Genomic DNA, 18,446 nt, shown 5'->3' with positions numbered 1-18,446 from the left:
CGGGCTCATCACAAAAGTGGAATAAATAATAGATTTACCACGTAGTGGACATACACACCGATTCGATAAGATGTATCCGTAAGCGATTTCATCCGGATTTTGCACAGCGTTATCAGAAAATTGATATTGGAGGAATGCATGGGTGAGAAAGAGCCTGCTTACCAAATCTATGGCGATGGTATCATGTTCTGCAATGCTCGCCGGACTGTGGGGCGCTCCCGTAGCCGGCACGGCATGGGCCGATGCCGCCCCGGCGCCGACGAATTTCTTCACCTCGTTCGAGGCCGGAGACGCTCAGCCGACGTGGGTCAATACGACGGAGACGGATAGTTCGGGCAATAAAATGGCTTCGGGGGTTGACGGCAACACCCCATACCCCGGAATCCCCGGCAACATTTCGAGCAAAGTCGTGCAAATAACGGCAAGAGGCGAAAATCCGCCGAACGAAATCGCGACGAATTTGACCGACTCCAACAACAACACGAAGTGGCTCGATTTCAATAAGACAAGCTGGGCGCAATTCAAGTTCGATGTGCCGAGAGCCGTCGTCAAATATGCGTTGACATCGGCGAACGACGCGCCGGGGAGGGACCCGAAAAACTGGACGCTTCAAGGTTCGAACGACGGGTCCAATTGGACTGTGCTCGATACGCGAACGAACCAATCGTTCAGCGGCCGGTTCGTCACGAACGTCTACGATTTTCAGAACGCAACGGCTTACTTGTATTATAAACTGGATATCACCTTGAATAATGGAGATAACATCATTCAGTTGGCAGAAGTGCAGCTGTCCGACGGCATCGAATTGCCGCCGCCGCCTCCGGCCGAAATGAAATCGAATATTTCGAACGGGCCGACAAGTTTGTATACGGCGAAAAACGGGGCGGGCTGGAGCGGATTAAAGGCGATGACGTTCTCGGGAACGAACCTGGTGAACGGGAGGGCCTACTCCTACAACAAAATATACGACGTCAATATCGACGTGACGCCGAATACGGAGCTTTCGTATTATTTGGCCCCGCAGTTTACGAGCACGACGGAAACCGATTATACGAGCACCTATTCGGCCGTGGATCTTGCGTTTTCGGACGGAACTTACCTGCACGATCTCGGAGCGCGTGATCAGCACGGCTTCAAGCTTGATCCGGCGGCGCAAGGGAATTCCAAAGCTCTGTATAACAATCAATGGAATTTCATCAAATCCAAAATAGGCGATGTCGCCGCAGGCAAAACAATCAAGCGCATCCTCTTAGCCTACGATAACCCCTCCGCTGCAGCAGGCACTTCCTTCAAAACCACCGTAGACGACATTAAAATTGACGGGAATCCGGCCCCGAGAGCATATTCGAGACTTTCCGATTATGCCGACATTTTGCGGGGCACTCAATCGAACGGCGCTTTCTCCAGAGGGAATAACGTCCCGGCCGTAGCCGTGCCGCACGGATTCAACTTCTGGACGCCGATGACCGACGCGGGTTCCAGCTCATGGATCTATACGTATAACGAAAAAAATACCGCAAACAATCTTCCCGCGATCCAGGCATTTGCCTTGAATCACGAGCCGAGCCCGTGGATGGGAGACCGCCAGACGTTTCAGGTGATGCCGTCGAACACGGCGGGAGTCCCCAGCGCGAACCGTACGGATCGTCAGTTGGAATTCAAGCATGCCAATGAAATCGCCAAACCGTACTACTACGGCGTCACTTTCGAAAACGGCATGAAAACGGAGTTCGTTCCTACGGATCACGCCGCCATGTTCAGATTTACGTTTACGGGCAATGAGTCCAATCTGATCTTTGACAATCAAAGCAACAGCGGCGGCATTACATTGAACGCCGACGGTTCCATCCAAGGGTATTCCGACCAGAAGAGCGGCAACTCCAACGGCGCTACGCGCATGTTCTTCTATGCGACCTTCGACAAACCGGCAACCGCCGGCGGAAATCCGTCCAAAAACGGCGGCGGGTCCAACGTATCGCGGTATTACAAGTTTGATACGACCGCAGACAAAACGGTAACGATGAAAATCGCAACATCTTTGATCGGCGTAGACCAAGCGAAGAAAAATTTGGACTTGGAAATTTCGCCGGCCGATACTTTCGAAACGATCAAAGAGAAGGCCCAAACCAAGTGGGATCAGGTGCTTGGCACCATACAAGTGGAGGGGGCGACAGAGGATCAGCTTGTTACGTTGTACTCGAATATGTATCGGCTGTTCTTATGGCCGAACTCGGCGTTCGAAAATGCAGGCACAATCGAGGCTCCGGTTTATAAGCATGCGGATCAGACCCCGCTGACGACTTGCTCGACAAGCACGGCAGTCCAGACGTGCGCGAAAATTGTAGACGGGAAATCTTACGTGAACAACGGCTTCTGGGATACGTACCGGACGACCTGGCCGGCATACAGCTTGCTCACTCCCGCTATGGCCGGCGAATTGATCGACGGGTTCGTGCAGCAGTATAAAGACGGCGGCTGGATCTCCAGATGGTCTTCGCCGGGATATGCGAACATTATGGTGGGAACGAGCGCTGACGTCGCATTTGCGGATGCTTATCTCAAAGGCGTCACCAATTTTGATGTCAAAAGCTTTTATCAGGCGGCGATCAAAGACGCGTCGGTAAACCCGCCGAACGCCAACGTCGGCCGCAAAGGCATGAACACGTCCGTTTTTAACGGATACACGAGCTATAACGGTTTAGGCGAAGCGATGTCATGGGCGATGGACGGATATATCAACGACTTCGGCATCGCCAACTTGGCCAAGGCGCTTGCAGACAAAAACGACAGCACTGACCCTTACAACGCCAACTACAGGAACGATTACCAATATTACATCAACCGTGCGCAAAACTACGTCAATATGTTCAATCCGAATATCGGGTTCTTTAACGGCAAAGATTCGAACGGCGCATGGCGCAATTCACCCGGCAATTTCAATCCTCTCGACTGGGGCGGCGGCTCCGGCGATTATACGGAAACAAACGCCTGGAACATGGCGTTCCACGCGCCGCAGGACGGGCAAGGATTGGCCAATTTGTACGGAGGAAAAGAGAAGCTGGCGCAAAAGCTCGACCAATTTTTCAGCACGCCGGAAACGGCGCAGCACCCGGGAACGTACGGCGGCTTGATCCATGAAATGAGAGAAGCAAGAGACGTCAGAATGGGGAATTACGGGCACAGCAACCAGCCGTCCCATCACATCATTTATATGTACGATTATGCCGGCAAGCCTTCCAAGACGCAGGCGCTCGTGCGCGAAGCTTTAACCAGACTTTACGTCGGCAGCGAAATCGGCCAAGGCTACTCGGGAGACGAAGATAACGGCGAAATGTCCGCGTGGTACGTCTTCAGCTCGTTAGGCTTCTATCCGCTGCAAATGGGCAGTCCGGAATATGCGATCGGCGCGCCTTTGTTCAAGAAAGCGACGATTAACCTTGAGAACGGAAAGAAGATCGTCATCAACGCCCCGAACAACAGCATGGACAATAAATATGTGCAAAGCCTGAAAGTCAACGGCATCGGTTACAGCAAAACCTACATCAGCCATGCCGATCTTGCGGGCGGAGCCGTTTTGGATTTCGATATGGGACCGAATCCTTCCACATGGGGAAGCGGCAGCAGCGATGCGCCGATCTCCATTACGCAAGGTACCGACGTGCCGCGGCCATATCGGGACAGAACCGATAAACTGATCGCGCAAGGCGCAGGGAAAGTGACGGATAGCGAAGGAACCGCCGCGGCCACTCTTAACAGCTTATTTGATAATAACTCGGGCACAACGGCTACAATCAACAGCGCCGCTCCTTGGATCCAATATGAATTCACCAAGGGGAGGGAAAAGGTGAGCATGTATACGCTAACCTCGTCTTCGGGTAGCTCTAATGCCGATCCGAAGAGCTGGGTGGTGAAAGGCTCTAACGACGGCAAGAGCTGGACGATGCTGGATACGAGAAGCAACGAAACGTTCCCTTGGCGCCAGCAGACCAGAGCATTCGCAATCAATAGCGACGCCGAATACTCAATGTATAGACTGGAAATTACCGCGAATGGGGGAGGAACCTCCACCTCGTTAGCGGAAGTGGAATTCCTCGGTTCCGATATCAGCGATCAGGACTCTGTTGCCAAAGCGATCGCCGCGCTTGATTTGGGCAATACGAACAATGTAACGGTAGCGGTAGCTTTGCCTTCCGCAGGAGTGGCGGGAACTACGATCGCATGGAGCAGCTCCGATACAACTGTTCTTAGCAATGCCGGCAAAGTGGTGGCACGCCCGCGTGCAGGCGATCCCGATAAGGCAGTCACGCTGACGGCAACCGTGGCCAAAGGCGCCGTATCTCAATCTAAAACGTTTACCGTTATCGTCAAAGCGTTAACCAAGTTCGAACCGCCATATGCGGCTGGCACAGATTTCGCCAGCGGTTTTGAACCGGGCGATCTTGCGCCCGATTGGAGCAACTCCAGAATAGCTTCCAAAAATGTAACCGAATTTTGCTGCAGCATCGGCGGCATGGAATCCAAACCCGGAGTGGTGGATTATGACAAAACCAACGCATTGCTCTATTCCGGTAACGCCGCCGATCCGTCGGAAAACTATTCTTACAATCAATTATTCAATGTTGCCTTTGATATTAAGCCTTCAACGGTATTGTCGTACAAAATATTCCCTGAAGGACCGAACGCCTTATCGAGTACATCGACAATCAGGAAGACCAGCGCCTATATTGCAGTCGATTTGTTGTTCACGGACGGAACGTATTTGCATGATTTGAATGCATTGGATCAAAACAGCATCAGACTGAATCCGCTGGCTCAAGGTCAAGGCGGCAAAATTCAGTTGGATGCGTGGAACACGGTTTCGGCCCAAATTGGCAAAGTCGCTGCCGGGAAAATTGTCGACAAAATCCTCATTTCCTTTAATGCGACTGGGCAAAGCGGTTATTTCCGCGGTTACGTCGACGATATCAACATCAGGCATGATGAAAGTCTTCCGGATACGAACCCGCCTGTCACAACGGCAAGCGTGACTCCGGCTGCGCCGGACGGAACGAACGGCTGGTATGTGCACCCGGTGACCGTCAGTCTCCAGGCGGCTGACAATGAATCCGGCGTGGCTGCAACGGAGTACAGCCTGGATGGAGGGACAACATGGCAAAGCTATACGGGAGCAGTAACCGTCAGTCAGGACGGCAAATATACATTGAGCTACCGTTCGACTGACAACACCGGAAATGTGGAGGCCGCGAAGACCGTCAGCTTCAATCTGGATGCGACTGCGCCGACAATTACCGTTACCGGAGTCGTGTACGGAACGCTTAGCGACGCCGGGGATATGACGCCAATCGTTACGGTGAACGATAACTTGTCCGGGGTTGACAGCGGCAAGACGACGGTAACGCTGGATGTGTACGGGCTGCAGCAAGGGACGACAATTCCGCTGTATACGCTGCCGCTCGGTTCGCATACGTTGGTCGTAACGTCAAGCGATCAGGCGGGGAACGTGGGCAGCAAGACGGTAATTTTCCAGACAACGGCAAGCATCGAATCCTTGAAGGCATTGGTAACGCGCTTTGCGGGTGCCGGTTGGATCGATAATGCGGGTATAGCGCGCAGCTTGCAAGCTAAACTGGCAGCGAACAATGTGGCCGATTTTGTGAACGAAGTGAAGGCGCAAAGCGGAAAACATATTTCAAGCCAAGCGGCAAACTATCTGCTTCGGGATGCCCAGTACTTGTTGGCCCAACACTGATCGATCCCCTGCTTTTGGTTCCGCCCAATAACGGTAAAACGGAGCTGCGCGAGCAATGCGCATGCTCCGTTTTTTCGTTCCTGTTTGTTTTAAATTATTATAAATCAGTATAGGGAACAGGGAATATTATCAAATTACATTGACATTGAAAACGCTTAGAATTATATTCGTTTTGTATTAATATAAAACAATTCACATATTTATCTAAGGACTGCATTTTTGCCAAACCATCATCCGCAAAGGAGCTGTTATCACGTGTCATCCGTAAAAAAAGCAACGATGATTCTGGACAAAGATTACCGCATTTCAGCGATCGATCGGCGCATTTACGGTTCTTTCATCGAGCATTTGGGTCGGGCGGTGTACGAAGGCATCTATGAGCCGGGCCATCCGTCCGCCGACGAGCAAGGGTTCCGCACAGACGTGATCGATCTGGTCAAGGAGCTGAACGTTCCGCTCGTGCGGTACCCCGGAGGCAACTTTGTGTCCGGCTACAACTGGGAGGACGGCATCGGGCCGAAGCAAAGCCGGCCGCGGCGGCTGGAGCTCGCTTGGCGGACGATCGAAACGAACGAAGTGGGCACGAACGAATTCGCCGCTTGGGCGAGAAAGGCCGGCGCCGAAGTGAACATGGCGGTCAACCTCGGGACGCGCGGCGTCGATGCCGCGAGAAATCTCGTCGAGTATTGCAATCACCCGGCTGGAACGTACTGGAGCGATCTGCGCGCCTCACACGGGTATAAGGAACCGCACAAGTTCAAGACGTGGTGCCTCGGCAACGAAATGGACGGCCCGTGGCAAATCGGCCATAAGACGGCCGCCGAATACGGGCGCATCGCCACGGAAGGCGGCCAGGGTGATGAATGGGTCGACCGACGATCGAGCTCGTCGCCTGCGGCAGCTCGAGCAGCTCCATGAACACGTTCGCCGACTGGGAGGCGACGGTGCTCGACCATACATACGATCATGTGGAGTATATTTCGCTGCATACGTATTACGGCAACCGCGACGGCGATACGGCCAATTTTGTCGCCAGATCGCTGGACATGGACCATTTTATCCGCTCCGTCGCCGCTATTTGCGATTACATGAAAGCGAAAAAACGGAGCCGCAAAACGATCCATCTGTCGTTCGACGAATGGAACGTATGGTATCACTCCAACGAAGCGGACCGCAAGCGCGAGCCTTGGCAAATCGCCCCGCCGCAGCTGGAAGACGTATATACGTTCGAAGATGCGATTGTCGTCGGCTGCATGCTGATAACGCTGCTGCGGCATGCCGACCGCGTCAAAATCGCCTGCCTCGCGCAGCTCGTCAACGTCATTGCGCCGATCATGACGGCGAAGGGCGGGGAAGCTTGGCGGCAAACGATTTTTTACCCGTATATGCACGCGTCCGTGTACGGCAGAGGCGTGGCGCTGAACCCGGTCATTTCGTCCCCGAAATACGACAGCAAAGATTTTACGGACGTCCCTTATTTGGAAGCGATCGGCGTTTATAACGAAGAGGACGAAGAGCTGACCATCTTCGCGGTCAACCGCGATCTGGAGCAGCCGCTGCTGCTGGAGTGCGACATGCGCCATTTTGCCGGCTATAAGGTAGTCGAGCATCTGGTGCTGGAGCACGGCGATCCGAAGGCGGCCAACACGGCGGACGATCCGAACCGCGTAGTCCCGCACAGCAGAGGGGATGCGGAGGCGAGAGACGGCATCGTATCGGCGCGGCTTCCGAAGTTTTCCTGGAACGTCATCCGCCTGAAAAAATAAATCGACTCTTCGGCTAAGAGGGAAGGGCTTCGAGGGAACAACTATTAGTACCGCGGACGTCGCGACAGGGGCGACCGTGCCTGCATAAGGAAACAGATTGCAGCCTGCGTCTTGCCGATGGATTTGGTTGTTCAACTATGATAACTTATAAAGAAACACATGCACGAGAGGACACAGAAGATGTTCAATTTTGAACAACTTGCCGTCGAAACATCGTTGATTCGCCTCGAACCACATACGCCTTTGGCTAAAATAACGGATTGTTTCCAGCATCATCGTTTTGCTGTCGTTGAAAGCGACCTCGTCTATGTAATCGCCCGTACGGAGCAGGCGCGGCTGAGCTCATCCGATGCGGATATGACTGCAGAGGCGTGGCTTCGTCTAAACGATTGGCCTTCGTCCGCCGTATGCGGGTGGGATCGGCTTGCGGAGCTAAGCGACGCGGATTGGGGGCGGCCTGTCGTCATTCGCGAACAGCCGGACGCTATCGCCGGCATCGTCACGCCGGAAGCGATGATCCGCTGCCTGCTAAGCGAGAAGAAGCAGCTCACTTCTTATTTGGATACGCTGGTGGAAACGGTGAACGACGCCGTAACGGTTGTGGACCGCGAAGGCCGCGTCATCTATTGGAACAAGACGGCGGAGCAAGTGTACGGCATCGGCAAGGAGCAAATCGTCGGCAGGAAGATCGGGGAGCATTTTGCCAGCGAGCGGGTTATGCTGCATAAAATTTTGGACGAAGGGCGCACGGTCCGGCAAGCGTACCATCAGCCCGCTCCGAATACCCATGTGCTGATCAGCGCCTCGCCGATCACCGACAACAACCGGATCATCGGCGGCGTCGCCACCGAACAGGATATTACCCGGATCGTCCGTCTGAACGAAGAGCTGTACGCCGCGGCCCGCCGAGATCTGGGCAGGACGAGCCGTTTTCCTCCATTATCGGCATGGGGGTCGCCTTCAAGCAATCTTTGGAGGTCGCCCGCAAATTCGCCGATTTCAGTACGCCCGTGCTGCTGATCGGGGAGACGGGGTCCGGCAAAGAGATGATCGCCCAGGCGATCCATTTCAGCGGCAAGCGGCAAAACGGTCCCTTCCTGTCTCTGCATTGCGGGGCGATTCCCGGAGGGCTGCTGGAGAGCGAGCTGTTCGGGTATTCGGGAGGAGCGTTCAGCAGCGGGGAAGGAGAAGACCTCGGGAAGGCGGGAAAGCTGGAGCTCGCGGACGGCGGAACGTTGTTTATTGAGGAAATCGGACTGATGCCGCCGGATATTCAGCTGAAGCTGCTGCATTATTTGAAGCATAAGTCGTTTCATCGCACCGGCGCGAACGAGCCCATTTCCTCGGACGTCAGAATCATTGCCGCGGCGCAGTCTTCGCTTTTGCCGGTCATGGAGCAAGGGCTTTTCCTCGAAGAGCTGTTTTATCAGCTGTACGCGATGAGCATCGAAATCCCGCCGCTGCGCGAACGCGCGGAAGATATTCCCGAATTCGTGCAGGCGTTTATCCGCGAATTTTGCGACCGGTACCATAAACCGATGCCGCGTATTGATCCGGATGCGATGACGGCTTTCATGAATTACGACTGGCCGGGGAACGTCAGGGAGCTCCGCAACGTCATCGAGCGCACCGTCATTTTGTGCGACGGCGATACGATCGCGCTCGGCCATTTGCCTCCGGGCGTAGCTGCGGCCGCTGCGGGCGATAACGAAGGCGACGAGGAAGAGGGCACGCTGAAGCTGCGTTCCTTCAATCAGAAGGAGGACGCCATCATTCTCGAGGCGCTGCGCAAAGCGTACGGCAACAAAAGCGCCGCGGCCAAGCTGCTAGGCATTTCCAGGGGAACGCTCTATAAAAAAATGAAAGAGTACGACATCGACGTTTAAGATGCGCTATGTTAGCGCCCCGCCTGATCGGGTTTCCGACAGACGGGGCGTTTTTTATTTTGCAGGGTATATACAAAATGTGTTCTCGATTGTATAATTTAGTCGTACAATATACAAAAGTGTTCATGGAATGAACAATACTGCACCCCGAATATGACGGAGGCATCAAGATGGAAACATTGATGAGAAACGTGTTCCAGTCTCTGGGCAAAAATGCCGCCGCGCACAAGCTGGCGAAAAGGTACGGCTTGCGCTTCGGAGCCGGCCGGTTCGTCGCGGGCGAGACGATCCGGCAAGCGATAGAGGCGGTGCGGACGCTGAACGCCGACGGCAGAATCGCGACGCTCGACCATCTGGGCGAGTTCGTGAGCAGCGAAGCGGAGGCGAGAGAAGCGGCAGAGATGTGTATCAAAACATTGGAAGCGATTGCAGAGGCCGGGGTAAACGCCAACCTGTCGCTGAAAATGACTTCGCTCGGGCTCGACATCAGCAAGGAGCTGTGTATGCAGCATATGCGCTCTATTTTGGCTTGTGCGAAGTCCCGCGGCAATTTCGTCCGCATCGATATGGAGGACTATTCCCACTGCCAGGTTACGCTGGACATACTCCGCGAGCTGCGCCAGGAATACGATAACGTTGGAACCGTCATCCAGGCGTATTTGTACCGTTCGGAACAAGACATCCGCGACTTGAACGACATTCGCGCCAACTTGCGCCTGGTGAAAGGGGCGTACAAGGAGCCTGCGGAAGTCGCTTTCCCGGACAAAGCGGATGTGGACGCCAACTACAAAAAGCTGATCAAGCTGCATCTGGACAATGGAAACTACACGGCGATCGCCAGTCACGACGAGCAGATCATCGAGGACGCCAAGCGGTATATTCGCGAGCGCGGCATTCCTGGCGACCGCTTCGAATTTCAGATGCTGTACGGCATCCGCGAAGATTTGCAGCGCCGGCTCGTGCAGGAAGGATACAAAGTCCGCGTGTACGTCCCTTACGGCGTCGACTGGTTCGGCTATTTCATGAGACGTTTGGCCGAACGCCCCGCCAACGTATGGTTTGTGCTCAAAAATTTGTTCAAGTAGAGGAGACGTGATAGAAGATGATGACAACGACAGTAGGCCCGTTCAAAAACGAACCGTTCACCGATTTCACAAAGGAAGAAAACAAACAGGCGATGCAAGCGGCAATAGCCAAAGTAAAACAGGAGCTGGGCCGCGACTATCCGCTTCATATCGGCGCCGAAAAAATCGTGACGGATGCCAAAATCGTCTCCATCAACCCGGGCAACACCGGCGAAGTGATTGGCAACATGAGCAAAGCGACGCAGCAGCTGGCGGAACAAGCGATGCAAGAGGCGCTGAAGACGTTCGAAACGTGGAAAAAGGTGCCGGCAACAGAGCGCGCCGAATACTTGTTGAAAGCAGCGGAGCTGATGCGCCGGCGCAAGCATGAATTTTCCGCATGGATGGTGCTGGAAGCGGGGAAAAACTGGGCCGAGGCGGATGCGGATACGGCGGAAGCGATCGACTTTATGGAGTTTTACGCCAGGGAAATGATCCGCCTGAGCGAGACGAACGTTCATCAGCCGCTGACGAAAATCGCCGGCGAGGACAACCGTCTGACCTACATTCCGCTCGGCGTCGGGGTCGTTATTCCGCCGTGGAATTTTCCGCTGGCGATTTGTGTCGGCATGACGACGGCAGCCGTTGTATCCGGCAACACCGTAGTGCTGAAGCCGGCTTCCACAACGCCTGTAATCGCTTATCAATTCGTGGCGCTCATGGAGGAAATCGGGCTTCCCGCCGGCGTCATCAACTTCGTCCCCGGTAGCGGCGCGGAAATCGGCGACTATTTGACGGCGCATCCGAAGACGCGGTTCATCAGCTTCACCGGCTCGAAAGAAGTCGGCCTGCGCATAAACCGGCTCGCGGCAGAAACCGCTCCGGGACAAATTTGGATCAAGCGCGTAGTCGCGGAAATGGGCGGCAAGGACGGCATCGTCGTCGACGAGACGGCCGATCTCGACGCTGCCGCGGCGGCGATCGTCGCTTCGGCATTCGGCTTCCAAGGGCAAAAATGCTCGGCCGGTTCGCGGGCGATCGTGGTGGAGCCCGTGTACGACGAATTGGTGAGCAAAGTCGCCGCGCTTACGCAAAAGCTGGAGATCGGGCTGCCCGAGCACAATTATGCCGTCGGGCCGGTCATTGACAAAAACTCGTACGACAAAATTTTGGAGTACATCGAAATCGGCAAAGGCGAAGGACGGCTCGTTGCCGGCGGAGCGAAGGCCGGCGGCGACGGCTATTACATCCAGCCGACGGTATTCGCCGACGTGGACGGCAAAGCCCGCATCATGCAGGAAGAAATTTTCGGGCCGGTGCTGGCGATGGCGAAAGCCAAAGATTGGCGGGAAGCGATTGCGATGTACAACGATACGGAGTTCGGGTTGACCGGTTCCTTCTTCTCTTCGGACGAAGACCGGATCGCAGCTGCGCTGGAGGAAATGCATTGCGGCAATCTGTATGTGAACCGGAAGTGCACGGGAGCGCTTGTCGGGGTTCATCCGTTCGGCGGATTCAACATGTCCGGCACGGATTCGAAAGCCGGCGGCCACGACTACTTGCTGCTCTTTACCCAAGCGAAAGCTACGTCCAGAAAGGTCAGGTAATCCATCATGGCGACGAGCGGCAACGTGCGGACCGAGAAAGATTTTCTGGGCGAGAAAGAAGTGCCGTCGCATGCGTACTATGGCATTCAAACTTTGCGGGCGGTTGAAAATTTCCCGATTACCGGCTACCGGATTCGCGAGGAATTGATCGTTGCTTTGGCGATGGTGAAGAAGGCTGCCGCTTTGGCCAACATGGAAGTAAAGCAGCTGAATCCGCGTCTCGCAGGCGTGATCGTCAAGGCGGCCGAAGAGATTGTCGCCGGCAAATGGCACGATCAGTTTATCGTCGACCCGATCCAGGGCGGAGCGGGCACGTCGCTCAACATGAACGCCAACGAGGTGATCGCCAACCGCGCGCTGGAGCTGCTGGGAGAGGCGAAGGGCGACTATTTCCTGCTGAGCCCGAATTCGCACGTAAACAAAGCTCAGTCTACGAACGATGCGTTTCCTACAGCGGTGCATATCGCCTCGCTCATGCTGATCGATAAGCTGCTCATCGCGATGGAAGCTTTGCTCGAGTCGTTCCGGGCCAAGGCGCAGCAGTTCGACCACGTCATCAAAATGGGCCGGACGCATTTGCAGGATGCGGTGCCGATCCGGCTCGGCCAGGAATTTGCCGCTTACGGCAAAGCGCTGGAGCGGGACATCAAGCGGATCCGGCAAACGAAGGAGCATCTGTACGAGGTCAACATGGGAGCGACGGCGGTGGGGACCGGCCTCAACGCCGATCCCCGCTACATCCGCAAGGCGGTGGAGCGCTTGGCCGAGATCAGCGGGTACCCGCTGCGCAGCGCGGAACATATGGTCGACGCCACGCAAAACACGGACGCCTACACCGAAGTGTCGGCTGCCCTGAAAATTTGCATGATCAACATGTCCAAAGTAGCGAACGATCTACGCCTGCTCGCTTCCGGTCCGCGCGCGGGACTGGGAGAAATCAGCCTGCCGTCGCGTCAGCCGGGTTCGTCGATCATGCCGGGCAAAGTCAATCCGGTTATGTGCGAAGTCGTGAACCAGGTGGCGTTTCAAGTGATCGGCAACGATCACACCATTTGTCTCGCGTCCGAAGCGGGGCAGCTGGAGCTCAACGTGATGGAGCCGGTGCTCGTATTCAATTTGCTGCAGTCGCTGAGCATGATGACGAACGTGTTCCAAGTGTTCCGAACGCATTGCTTGGACGGGATCGAAGCGAACGTCGAAACATGCCGGACCAATGTGGAGCAAAGCGTCGGAATCATCACCGCCCTCAATCCGCATCTCGGCTACGAAACGGCGGCGAGAATCGCCCGTGAGGCGATCACCACCGGCAAGTCCGTCCGCGAATTGTGCCTGCTTTATCAGGTGTTGACGGAGGACGAGCTCGATCTTATTCTCGATCCTTATGAAATGACCAAGCCGGGCATCGCCGGCGCAAGTTTGTTGATCAAGCAATGATTGTTACCAAAATAGACCTTATTCCGCCTGCCGGAATAAGGTCTATTTTGAATTTATAGATTTTTCAACCTTTTCTGTTGACGAATTGGAAAATAAAGCTTTACAATATAATAAATAACCAATTGTCAATTAATTCCACACGAAGCTGCCTCTTTCATTACGGACTCGTTCCGCATTCCCTTCAAGCACAATATGTTTAACAAAAATTCTGAATGCGCTTACATCCACTAATTTCATTTCTATTTCAGCGGCATCTGTTAATTGAGGGGGACCGACAGCAAAGTGAAAGACGTGTTACTGGAAATCCGGGATCTCCAGACACATTTCTTGACGGATCGCGGCGAAGTACCCGCCGTCGACGGCGTCGACTTATACATACGGAAAGGCGAAATTTTGGGCGTCGTCGGGGAATCGGGCTGCGGCAAAAGCGTTACGTCGCTCTCGATCATGAAGCTCATCCCTCAGCCTCCCGGCAAAATTGCCGGCGGCTCTATTCGTTATAAAGACGAGGAGCTGACGACGGCCAAAGAAAAACGGATGAAAATGCTTCGCGGCAACGAAATTTCGATGATCTTTCAAGAGCCGATGACTTCCCTCAACCCGCTGCTGACAGTGGGGGAGCAGATCGGGGAGGCGTACCGCCTTCATCGCAAAGCAAGCCGCAAGCACACGCGGCTGTACACGATCGACATGCTCAACCGAGTCGGGATTCCCCGTCCCGAACAGATTGTGGACGAATATCCGCACCGCTTGTCGGGAGGGATGCGGCAGCGCGTCATGATCGCGATCGCCTTATGCTGCGAGCCCGAGCTGCTCATCGCCGACGAGCCGACGACGGCGCTCGACGTGACGATTCAAGCCCAAATTCTCGATCTGATGAAGAAGCTCAATCGGGAGACGGGAACGGCCATTATGCTCATCACGCACGACCTTGGCGTCGTAGCCGAAATGTGCAGCCGCGTTGCGGTCATGTATGCGGGCAAAGTGGTGGAGGAAGGGCCGGTGAAGGACATTTTCCGGGATCCGCGTCATCCGTATACGAAAGGGCTCATTCGCTCCATCCCGAGGATGGACATCGAGCAAAAGCAACTGTATTCCATACCCGGCAACGTTCCTTCGCCCGGTTCGATTACGCAAGGATGCCGGTTTGCCCCGAGATGCGAGCATGCCATGGACAAATGCCATGAGTTGATGCCGGAATTGAAGCTGGCCGATTACGATCACAGGTCGCGGTGCTGGCTGGAGCAAGGAGACGCTGAGGGATGACGAAGCATGTGCTGGAAGTCGAACATTTGAAGACGTATTTTCCGATCCGTACCGGGTTTTGGCAGCGCGTAACAGGCTATGTCAAGGCGGTCGACGACGTCAGCTTCAGCGTTCGCGAGGGCGAGACGTTCGGGATTGTCGGCGAAAGCGGCTGCGGCAAATCGACGGCGGGAAGATCGATTTTGAGGCTGATCGAGCCGACCGAAGGGAAGGTCGTGTTTGACGGCCAGGACGTGACGGAGGCGACGGACTCGCAGCTTCGGGACATGCGCCGCAATATGCAGATCGTGTTCCAGGATCCGTTCGCTTCGCTGAACCCGCGCCATTCGGTGCGGCGCATACTGGAGGAACCGTTTGTCGTGCACGGCACCGCGGGCAAGAAGGAACGGCAGGACAAGGTGCTCGAGCTGATGGAGGTCGTCGGACTGAACGGCTCGCAGCTGGACCGCTACCCGCACCAGTTTTCCGGCGGCCAGCGGCAGCGCATCGCCATCGCGAGAGCTTTGGCGCTCAATCCGAAGCTTATTGTTGCAGACGAACCCGTTTCCGCGCTCGACGTGTCCATTCAGTCGCAAATTTTGAACCTGATGCAGGAGCTGCAGCGCAATTTCGGACTCACCTACATATTTATCGCGCATGACTTAAGCGTTATCAAACATTTTTGCGACCGCGTCGCGGTCATGTACTTGGGCCGAATCGTGGAGCTAGCGGACAAAGCGCCGCTGTACCGGGAGCCGAAGCACCCGTACACGCAAGCGCTTCTGTCCGCCGCGCCGGTTCCCGACCCGTTCGTGCAAAAGGAGCGCATCATTTTGGAAGGCGATGTGCCGAGCCCTGCCAATGCGCCCCAAGGCTGCGCGTTCCATACGCGCTGTCCTGCCGCGTTCGAGCGCTGCAAGCAAGAAAGGCCGGTTTTGAAGCGTACGGCGGAAGGTCATCAGGTTGCGTGTCACCTCTACCCGTAATCCGGAGTGGAGCGACATATAAAAAAGATGTAAGGGAGGCAGCTTTATGAAGAAATGGGTAACCGGCGTCTCTGCAGTCGTGCTCGCAGCTTCGCTTGTGCTGGCGGGATGCAGCGGCAACGGCAACAGCGGCGGCGGGAAGACGGCAGAGCCGCCCAAGACGGAAGCTCCGAAAACGGACGCCAAGCCGGACAGCGGCGCCAAGAAAGTGCAGGACACGCTTATTGTCGGCCGCGGCGGGGATTCCGCAGCGCTCGATCCGTCGATCGTCACGGACGGCGAGTCGTTTAAAGCGACGCATCAAATCTTCGACACTCTTCTCGAATACAAGGAGGGCACGACGGAAGTACAGGCGGGCCTTGCCGAGAGCTGGAAAGTATCCCCGGACGGACTCGTTTATACGTTTAATCTTCGTAAAGGCGTCAAATTTCATGACGGCACCGATTTCAACGCCGATGCGGTCGTATTCAACTTCAACCGTTGGAGAGACCCGAACAGCCCGTACAAATTCCAAGGCGACTCCTTCGACTATTACACGTCCCAGTTCGGCGGCGCGAAGGACGACGTCATTAAGGAAGTCAAGGCGGTCGACCCGAACACGGTGCAATTTACGCTGAACAAGCCGCAAGCGCCGTTCCTGCAAAACATTGCCATGCCTACCTTCGGCATCGGCAGCCCAAAAGCGATTCAAGAGAAAAAGGAAAAATTCAAATCGGAACCGGTCGGTACCGGCGCATTCATTTTCAAAGAATGGAAGCGCAATGACTCCATTACGCTGGAAAAGAATCCGAACTATTGGAAGCAAGGCTTCCCGAAGCTGAACAAGATCATCATCCGCTCCATCCCGGACAACTCCGCCCGTTTGACCGCTTTGAAGAACGGCGAGCTCGATCTGATCGAGGGCGTGAATCCGGACGACGTGAAAAACATCGAAGCGGACAAAAACCTGAAAAAGATCAATCGTCCGTCGTTCAACGTCGGCTATGTGGGCTTCAACCTGAAGCATAAGCCGTTCGACGATGCGAAAGTTCGTGTAGCGCTGAACTACGCCGTCAATAAGAAGGCCATCATTCAGGCGTTCTACGGCGGCAATGCCGAGCCTGCGGTGAACCCGATGCCGAAATCGCTGTGGGGCCACAACAACGACATTAAAGATTACGACTACGATCTGGAAAAGGCCAAGAAGCTGCTGGCCGACGCCGGTTACCCGAACGGCCTCCCGGGCGAATACACGTTCTACGCTATGCCTGTGGCGCGTCCGTACATGCCGGACGGCAAAAAAGTGGCTGAAGCGATCCAGCAAGATTTTGCCAAAATCGGCGTCAAAACGAAGATCGTATCCCCGGAATGGGCTACATACCTCGACGATACGAAGAAGGGCGAGAAGGACGACATCTACATGCTCGGCTGGAACGGCGACAACGGCGACCCGGATAACTTCCTGTATGCGCTGCTTGACAAAAACAACGCCGGCGGCAACAACAAGTCGTTCTACATGAACGAAGAGGTGCACAAGCTGCTTTCCGAAGCGCAAGCGATGACCGATCAGGCCAAGCGCACCGAGAACTACAAAAAGGCGCAAGAAATCATCAAGGCCGACGCGCCGTGGGCACCGATCGCGCACTCTACGCCGATTTTGGCCAGCAAGGCCAACATTGACGGGTATGTTCCTTCCCCGACCGGAAGCGAATCGTACGAGAAAGTCTCCTTCAAGTAATAAAGCGAGCTCGATAGCGGTTCATGGGGAGGCAGGCGCCGCCTGTCTCCCTATTTACCGTCTTCAGAATGGCAGGTGAACCCGGTATGGTATCCTATACGATGAGACGACTTCTCCAGCTTGTGCCCGTGCTGCTCGGCATGACCATCATCGTTTTTTCCATCATTCACGCGATTCCCGGCGATCCGGCCGAAACGATTCTCGGCGAGAAGGCGAGCGAGGATGCGAAGCAGGCGCTCCGGCTGGAACTGGGCCTCGACCGTCCTGCAGCTGTCCAATACTTCGCGTACTTGGGCAATCTGCTTCACGGCGACCTTGGCAATTCCATTCGCACCAAAGAACCGATCGCCAAGGAAATGAAACCATATTTGGCGGCAACGCTGGAGCTCACTTTCGTCAGCATGCTCATCGCCGTCGTCATCGGCGTGAACGCCGGCATCATAAGCGCGTGGAGACAAAATTCGTGGTTTGATTTTGCCAGCATGCTTATCGCTCTCATCGGCGTATCGATGCCCGTCTTTTGGCTCGGTCTCATGGAGCAGTGGCTGTTCGCGCTGAAGCTGCAGTGGCTGCCGTCCATTGGACGGGTAGATGCGCGCGATCCGATCGAGGCCGTTACCAATTTGTACATGATCGACGCTTTCATTTCCGGGCGCATGGATCAAGTGTGGACGGTCATCAAACATTTGATATTGCCGGGCATCGCGCTTGGTACGATCCCGATGGCGATTATCGCGCGCATGACAAGATCCAGCATGCTCGAAGTGCTCCGCTCCGATTTCATTCGGACAGCCCGCGCCAAAGGGGTGTCGCAATTTTTCGTCATCTATAAGCACGCGCTCAAAAACGCCCTCATTCCGGTTCTTACCGTCATCGGCCTGCAGACCGGCTTGCTGCTCGGCGGCGCAGTGCTGACGGAAACGATTTTCGCATGGCCCGGGGTCGGCCGTTACATTTACGAAGCGATCGTTCCCGCGACTATCCCGTCATTC

9 protein-coding genes and 2 pseudogenes are annotated in these 18,446 nt (G+C 55.1%); all 11 read left to right on the top strand.

Translation table 11 applies throughout. The features are described 5' to 3' along the window. The first annotated feature begins 142 nt into the window (after positions 1 to 142). Positions 143 to 5,749, top strand: coding sequence for a GH92 family glycosyl hydrolase (locus tag SD70_RS15545; RefSeq protein ID WP_052487494.1), 5,607 nt, complete (start codon positions 143 to 145; stop codon positions 5,747 to 5,749). 279 nt (positions 5,750 to 6,028) lie between these two features. Beyond that, a pseudogene (gene arfA, locus SD70_RS15540) lies at positions 6,029 to 7,515 on the top strand (arabinosylfuranosidase ArfA). Between the two features lie 180 nt (positions 7,516 to 7,695). After that, the gene (locus SD70_RS38120; protein WP_231571239.1) at positions 7,696 to 8,535 is read left to right on the top strand and encodes a PAS domain S-box protein; all 840 of its coding nucleotides are present in this window, start codon (positions 7,696 to 7,698) and stop codon (positions 8,533 to 8,535) included. Continuing rightward, positions 8,487 to 9,401 (top strand): sigma-54 interaction domain-containing protein, encoded by a 915-nt coding sequence (locus SD70_RS38115; protein WP_231571238.1) that lies wholly within the window; start codon positions 8,487 to 8,489, stop codon positions 9,399 to 9,401. The genes SD70_RS38120 and SD70_RS38115 overlap by 49 nt, the downstream gene beginning before the upstream one ends. A gap of 170 nt (positions 9,402 to 9,571) precedes the next feature. Next, positions 9,572 to 10,486, top strand: coding sequence for a proline dehydrogenase family protein (locus SD70_RS15530; protein ID WP_041048457.1), 915 nt, complete (start codon positions 9,572 to 9,574; stop codon positions 10,484 to 10,486). 17 nt (positions 10,487 to 10,503) lie between these two features. Further along, complete coding sequence (gene pruA, locus SD70_RS15525) at positions 10,504 to 12,072, top strand: L-glutamate gamma-semialdehyde dehydrogenase (protein ID WP_041048456.1); 1,569 nt, start codon at positions 10,504 to 10,506, stop codon at positions 12,070 to 12,072. A gap of 6 nt (positions 12,073 to 12,078) precedes the next feature. Further along, a complete protein-coding gene (gene aspA / locus SD70_RS15520; protein ID WP_041048455.1) occupies positions 12,079 to 13,506 on the top strand; it encodes an aspartate ammonia-lyase in 1,428 nt (475 codons plus the stop codon). 282 nt (positions 13,507 to 13,788) lie between these two features. Further along, positions 13,789 to 14,772, top strand: a complete 984-nt coding sequence (locus SD70_RS15515; RefSeq protein WP_041048454.1) for an ABC transporter ATP-binding protein — start codon at positions 13,789 to 13,791, stop codon at positions 14,770 to 14,772. After that, positions 14,769 to 15,737, top strand: a complete 969-nt coding sequence (locus SD70_RS15510; RefSeq protein WP_041048453.1) for an ABC transporter ATP-binding protein — start codon at positions 14,769 to 14,771, stop codon at positions 15,735 to 15,737. Before SD70_RS15515 ends, SD70_RS15510 begins: the two co-directional genes overlap by 4 nt. A gap of 46 nt (positions 15,738 to 15,783) precedes the next feature. Then, the gene (locus tag SD70_RS15505) at positions 15,784 to 17,454 is read left to right on the top strand and encodes an ABC transporter substrate-binding protein (protein WP_041048452.1); all 1,671 of its coding nucleotides are present in this window, start codon (positions 15,784 to 15,786) and stop codon (positions 17,452 to 17,454) included. Between the two features lie 86 nt (positions 17,455 to 17,540). Next, positions 17,541 to 18,446: pseudogene (locus SD70_RS15500) on the top strand (ABC transporter permease); the annotation flags it as partial.

The sequence above is a fragment of the Gordoniibacillus kamchatkensis genome (genome assembly GCF_000829455.1).
GTDB classification, from domain to species: Bacteria; Bacillota; Bacilli; order Paenibacillales; family NBRC-103111; genus Gordoniibacillus; species Gordoniibacillus kamchatkensis.
Note: the sequence above shows the minus strand (reverse complement) of the source record. Positions and strands in the feature narration are given on the sequence as shown.

Excerpts from the sequence above, each read along its gene's own strand:
- SD70_RS38120 (WP_231571239.1), top strand. The coding sequence starts at position 7,696 with ATGTTCAATTTTGAACAACTTGCCGTCGAAACATCGTTGATTCGCCTC.
- SD70_RS15530 (WP_041048457.1), top strand. The coding sequence starts at position 9,572 with ATGGAAACATTGATGAGAAACGTGTTCCAGTCTCTGGGCAAAAATGCC.
- pruA (WP_041048456.1), top strand. The coding sequence starts at position 10,504 with ATGATGACAACGACAGTAGGCCCGTTCAAAAACGAACCGTTCACCGAT.
- aspA (WP_041048455.1), top strand. The coding sequence starts at position 12,079 with ATGGCGACGAGCGGCAACGTGCGGACCGAGAAAGATTTTCTGGGCGAG.
- SD70_RS15510 (WP_041048453.1), top strand. The coding sequence starts at position 14,769 with ATGACGAAGCATGTGCTGGAAGTCGAACATTTGAAGACGTATTTTCCG.
- SD70_RS15505 (WP_041048452.1), top strand. The coding sequence starts at position 15,784 with ATGAAGAAATGGGTAACCGGCGTCTCTGCAGTCGTGCTCGCAGCTTCG.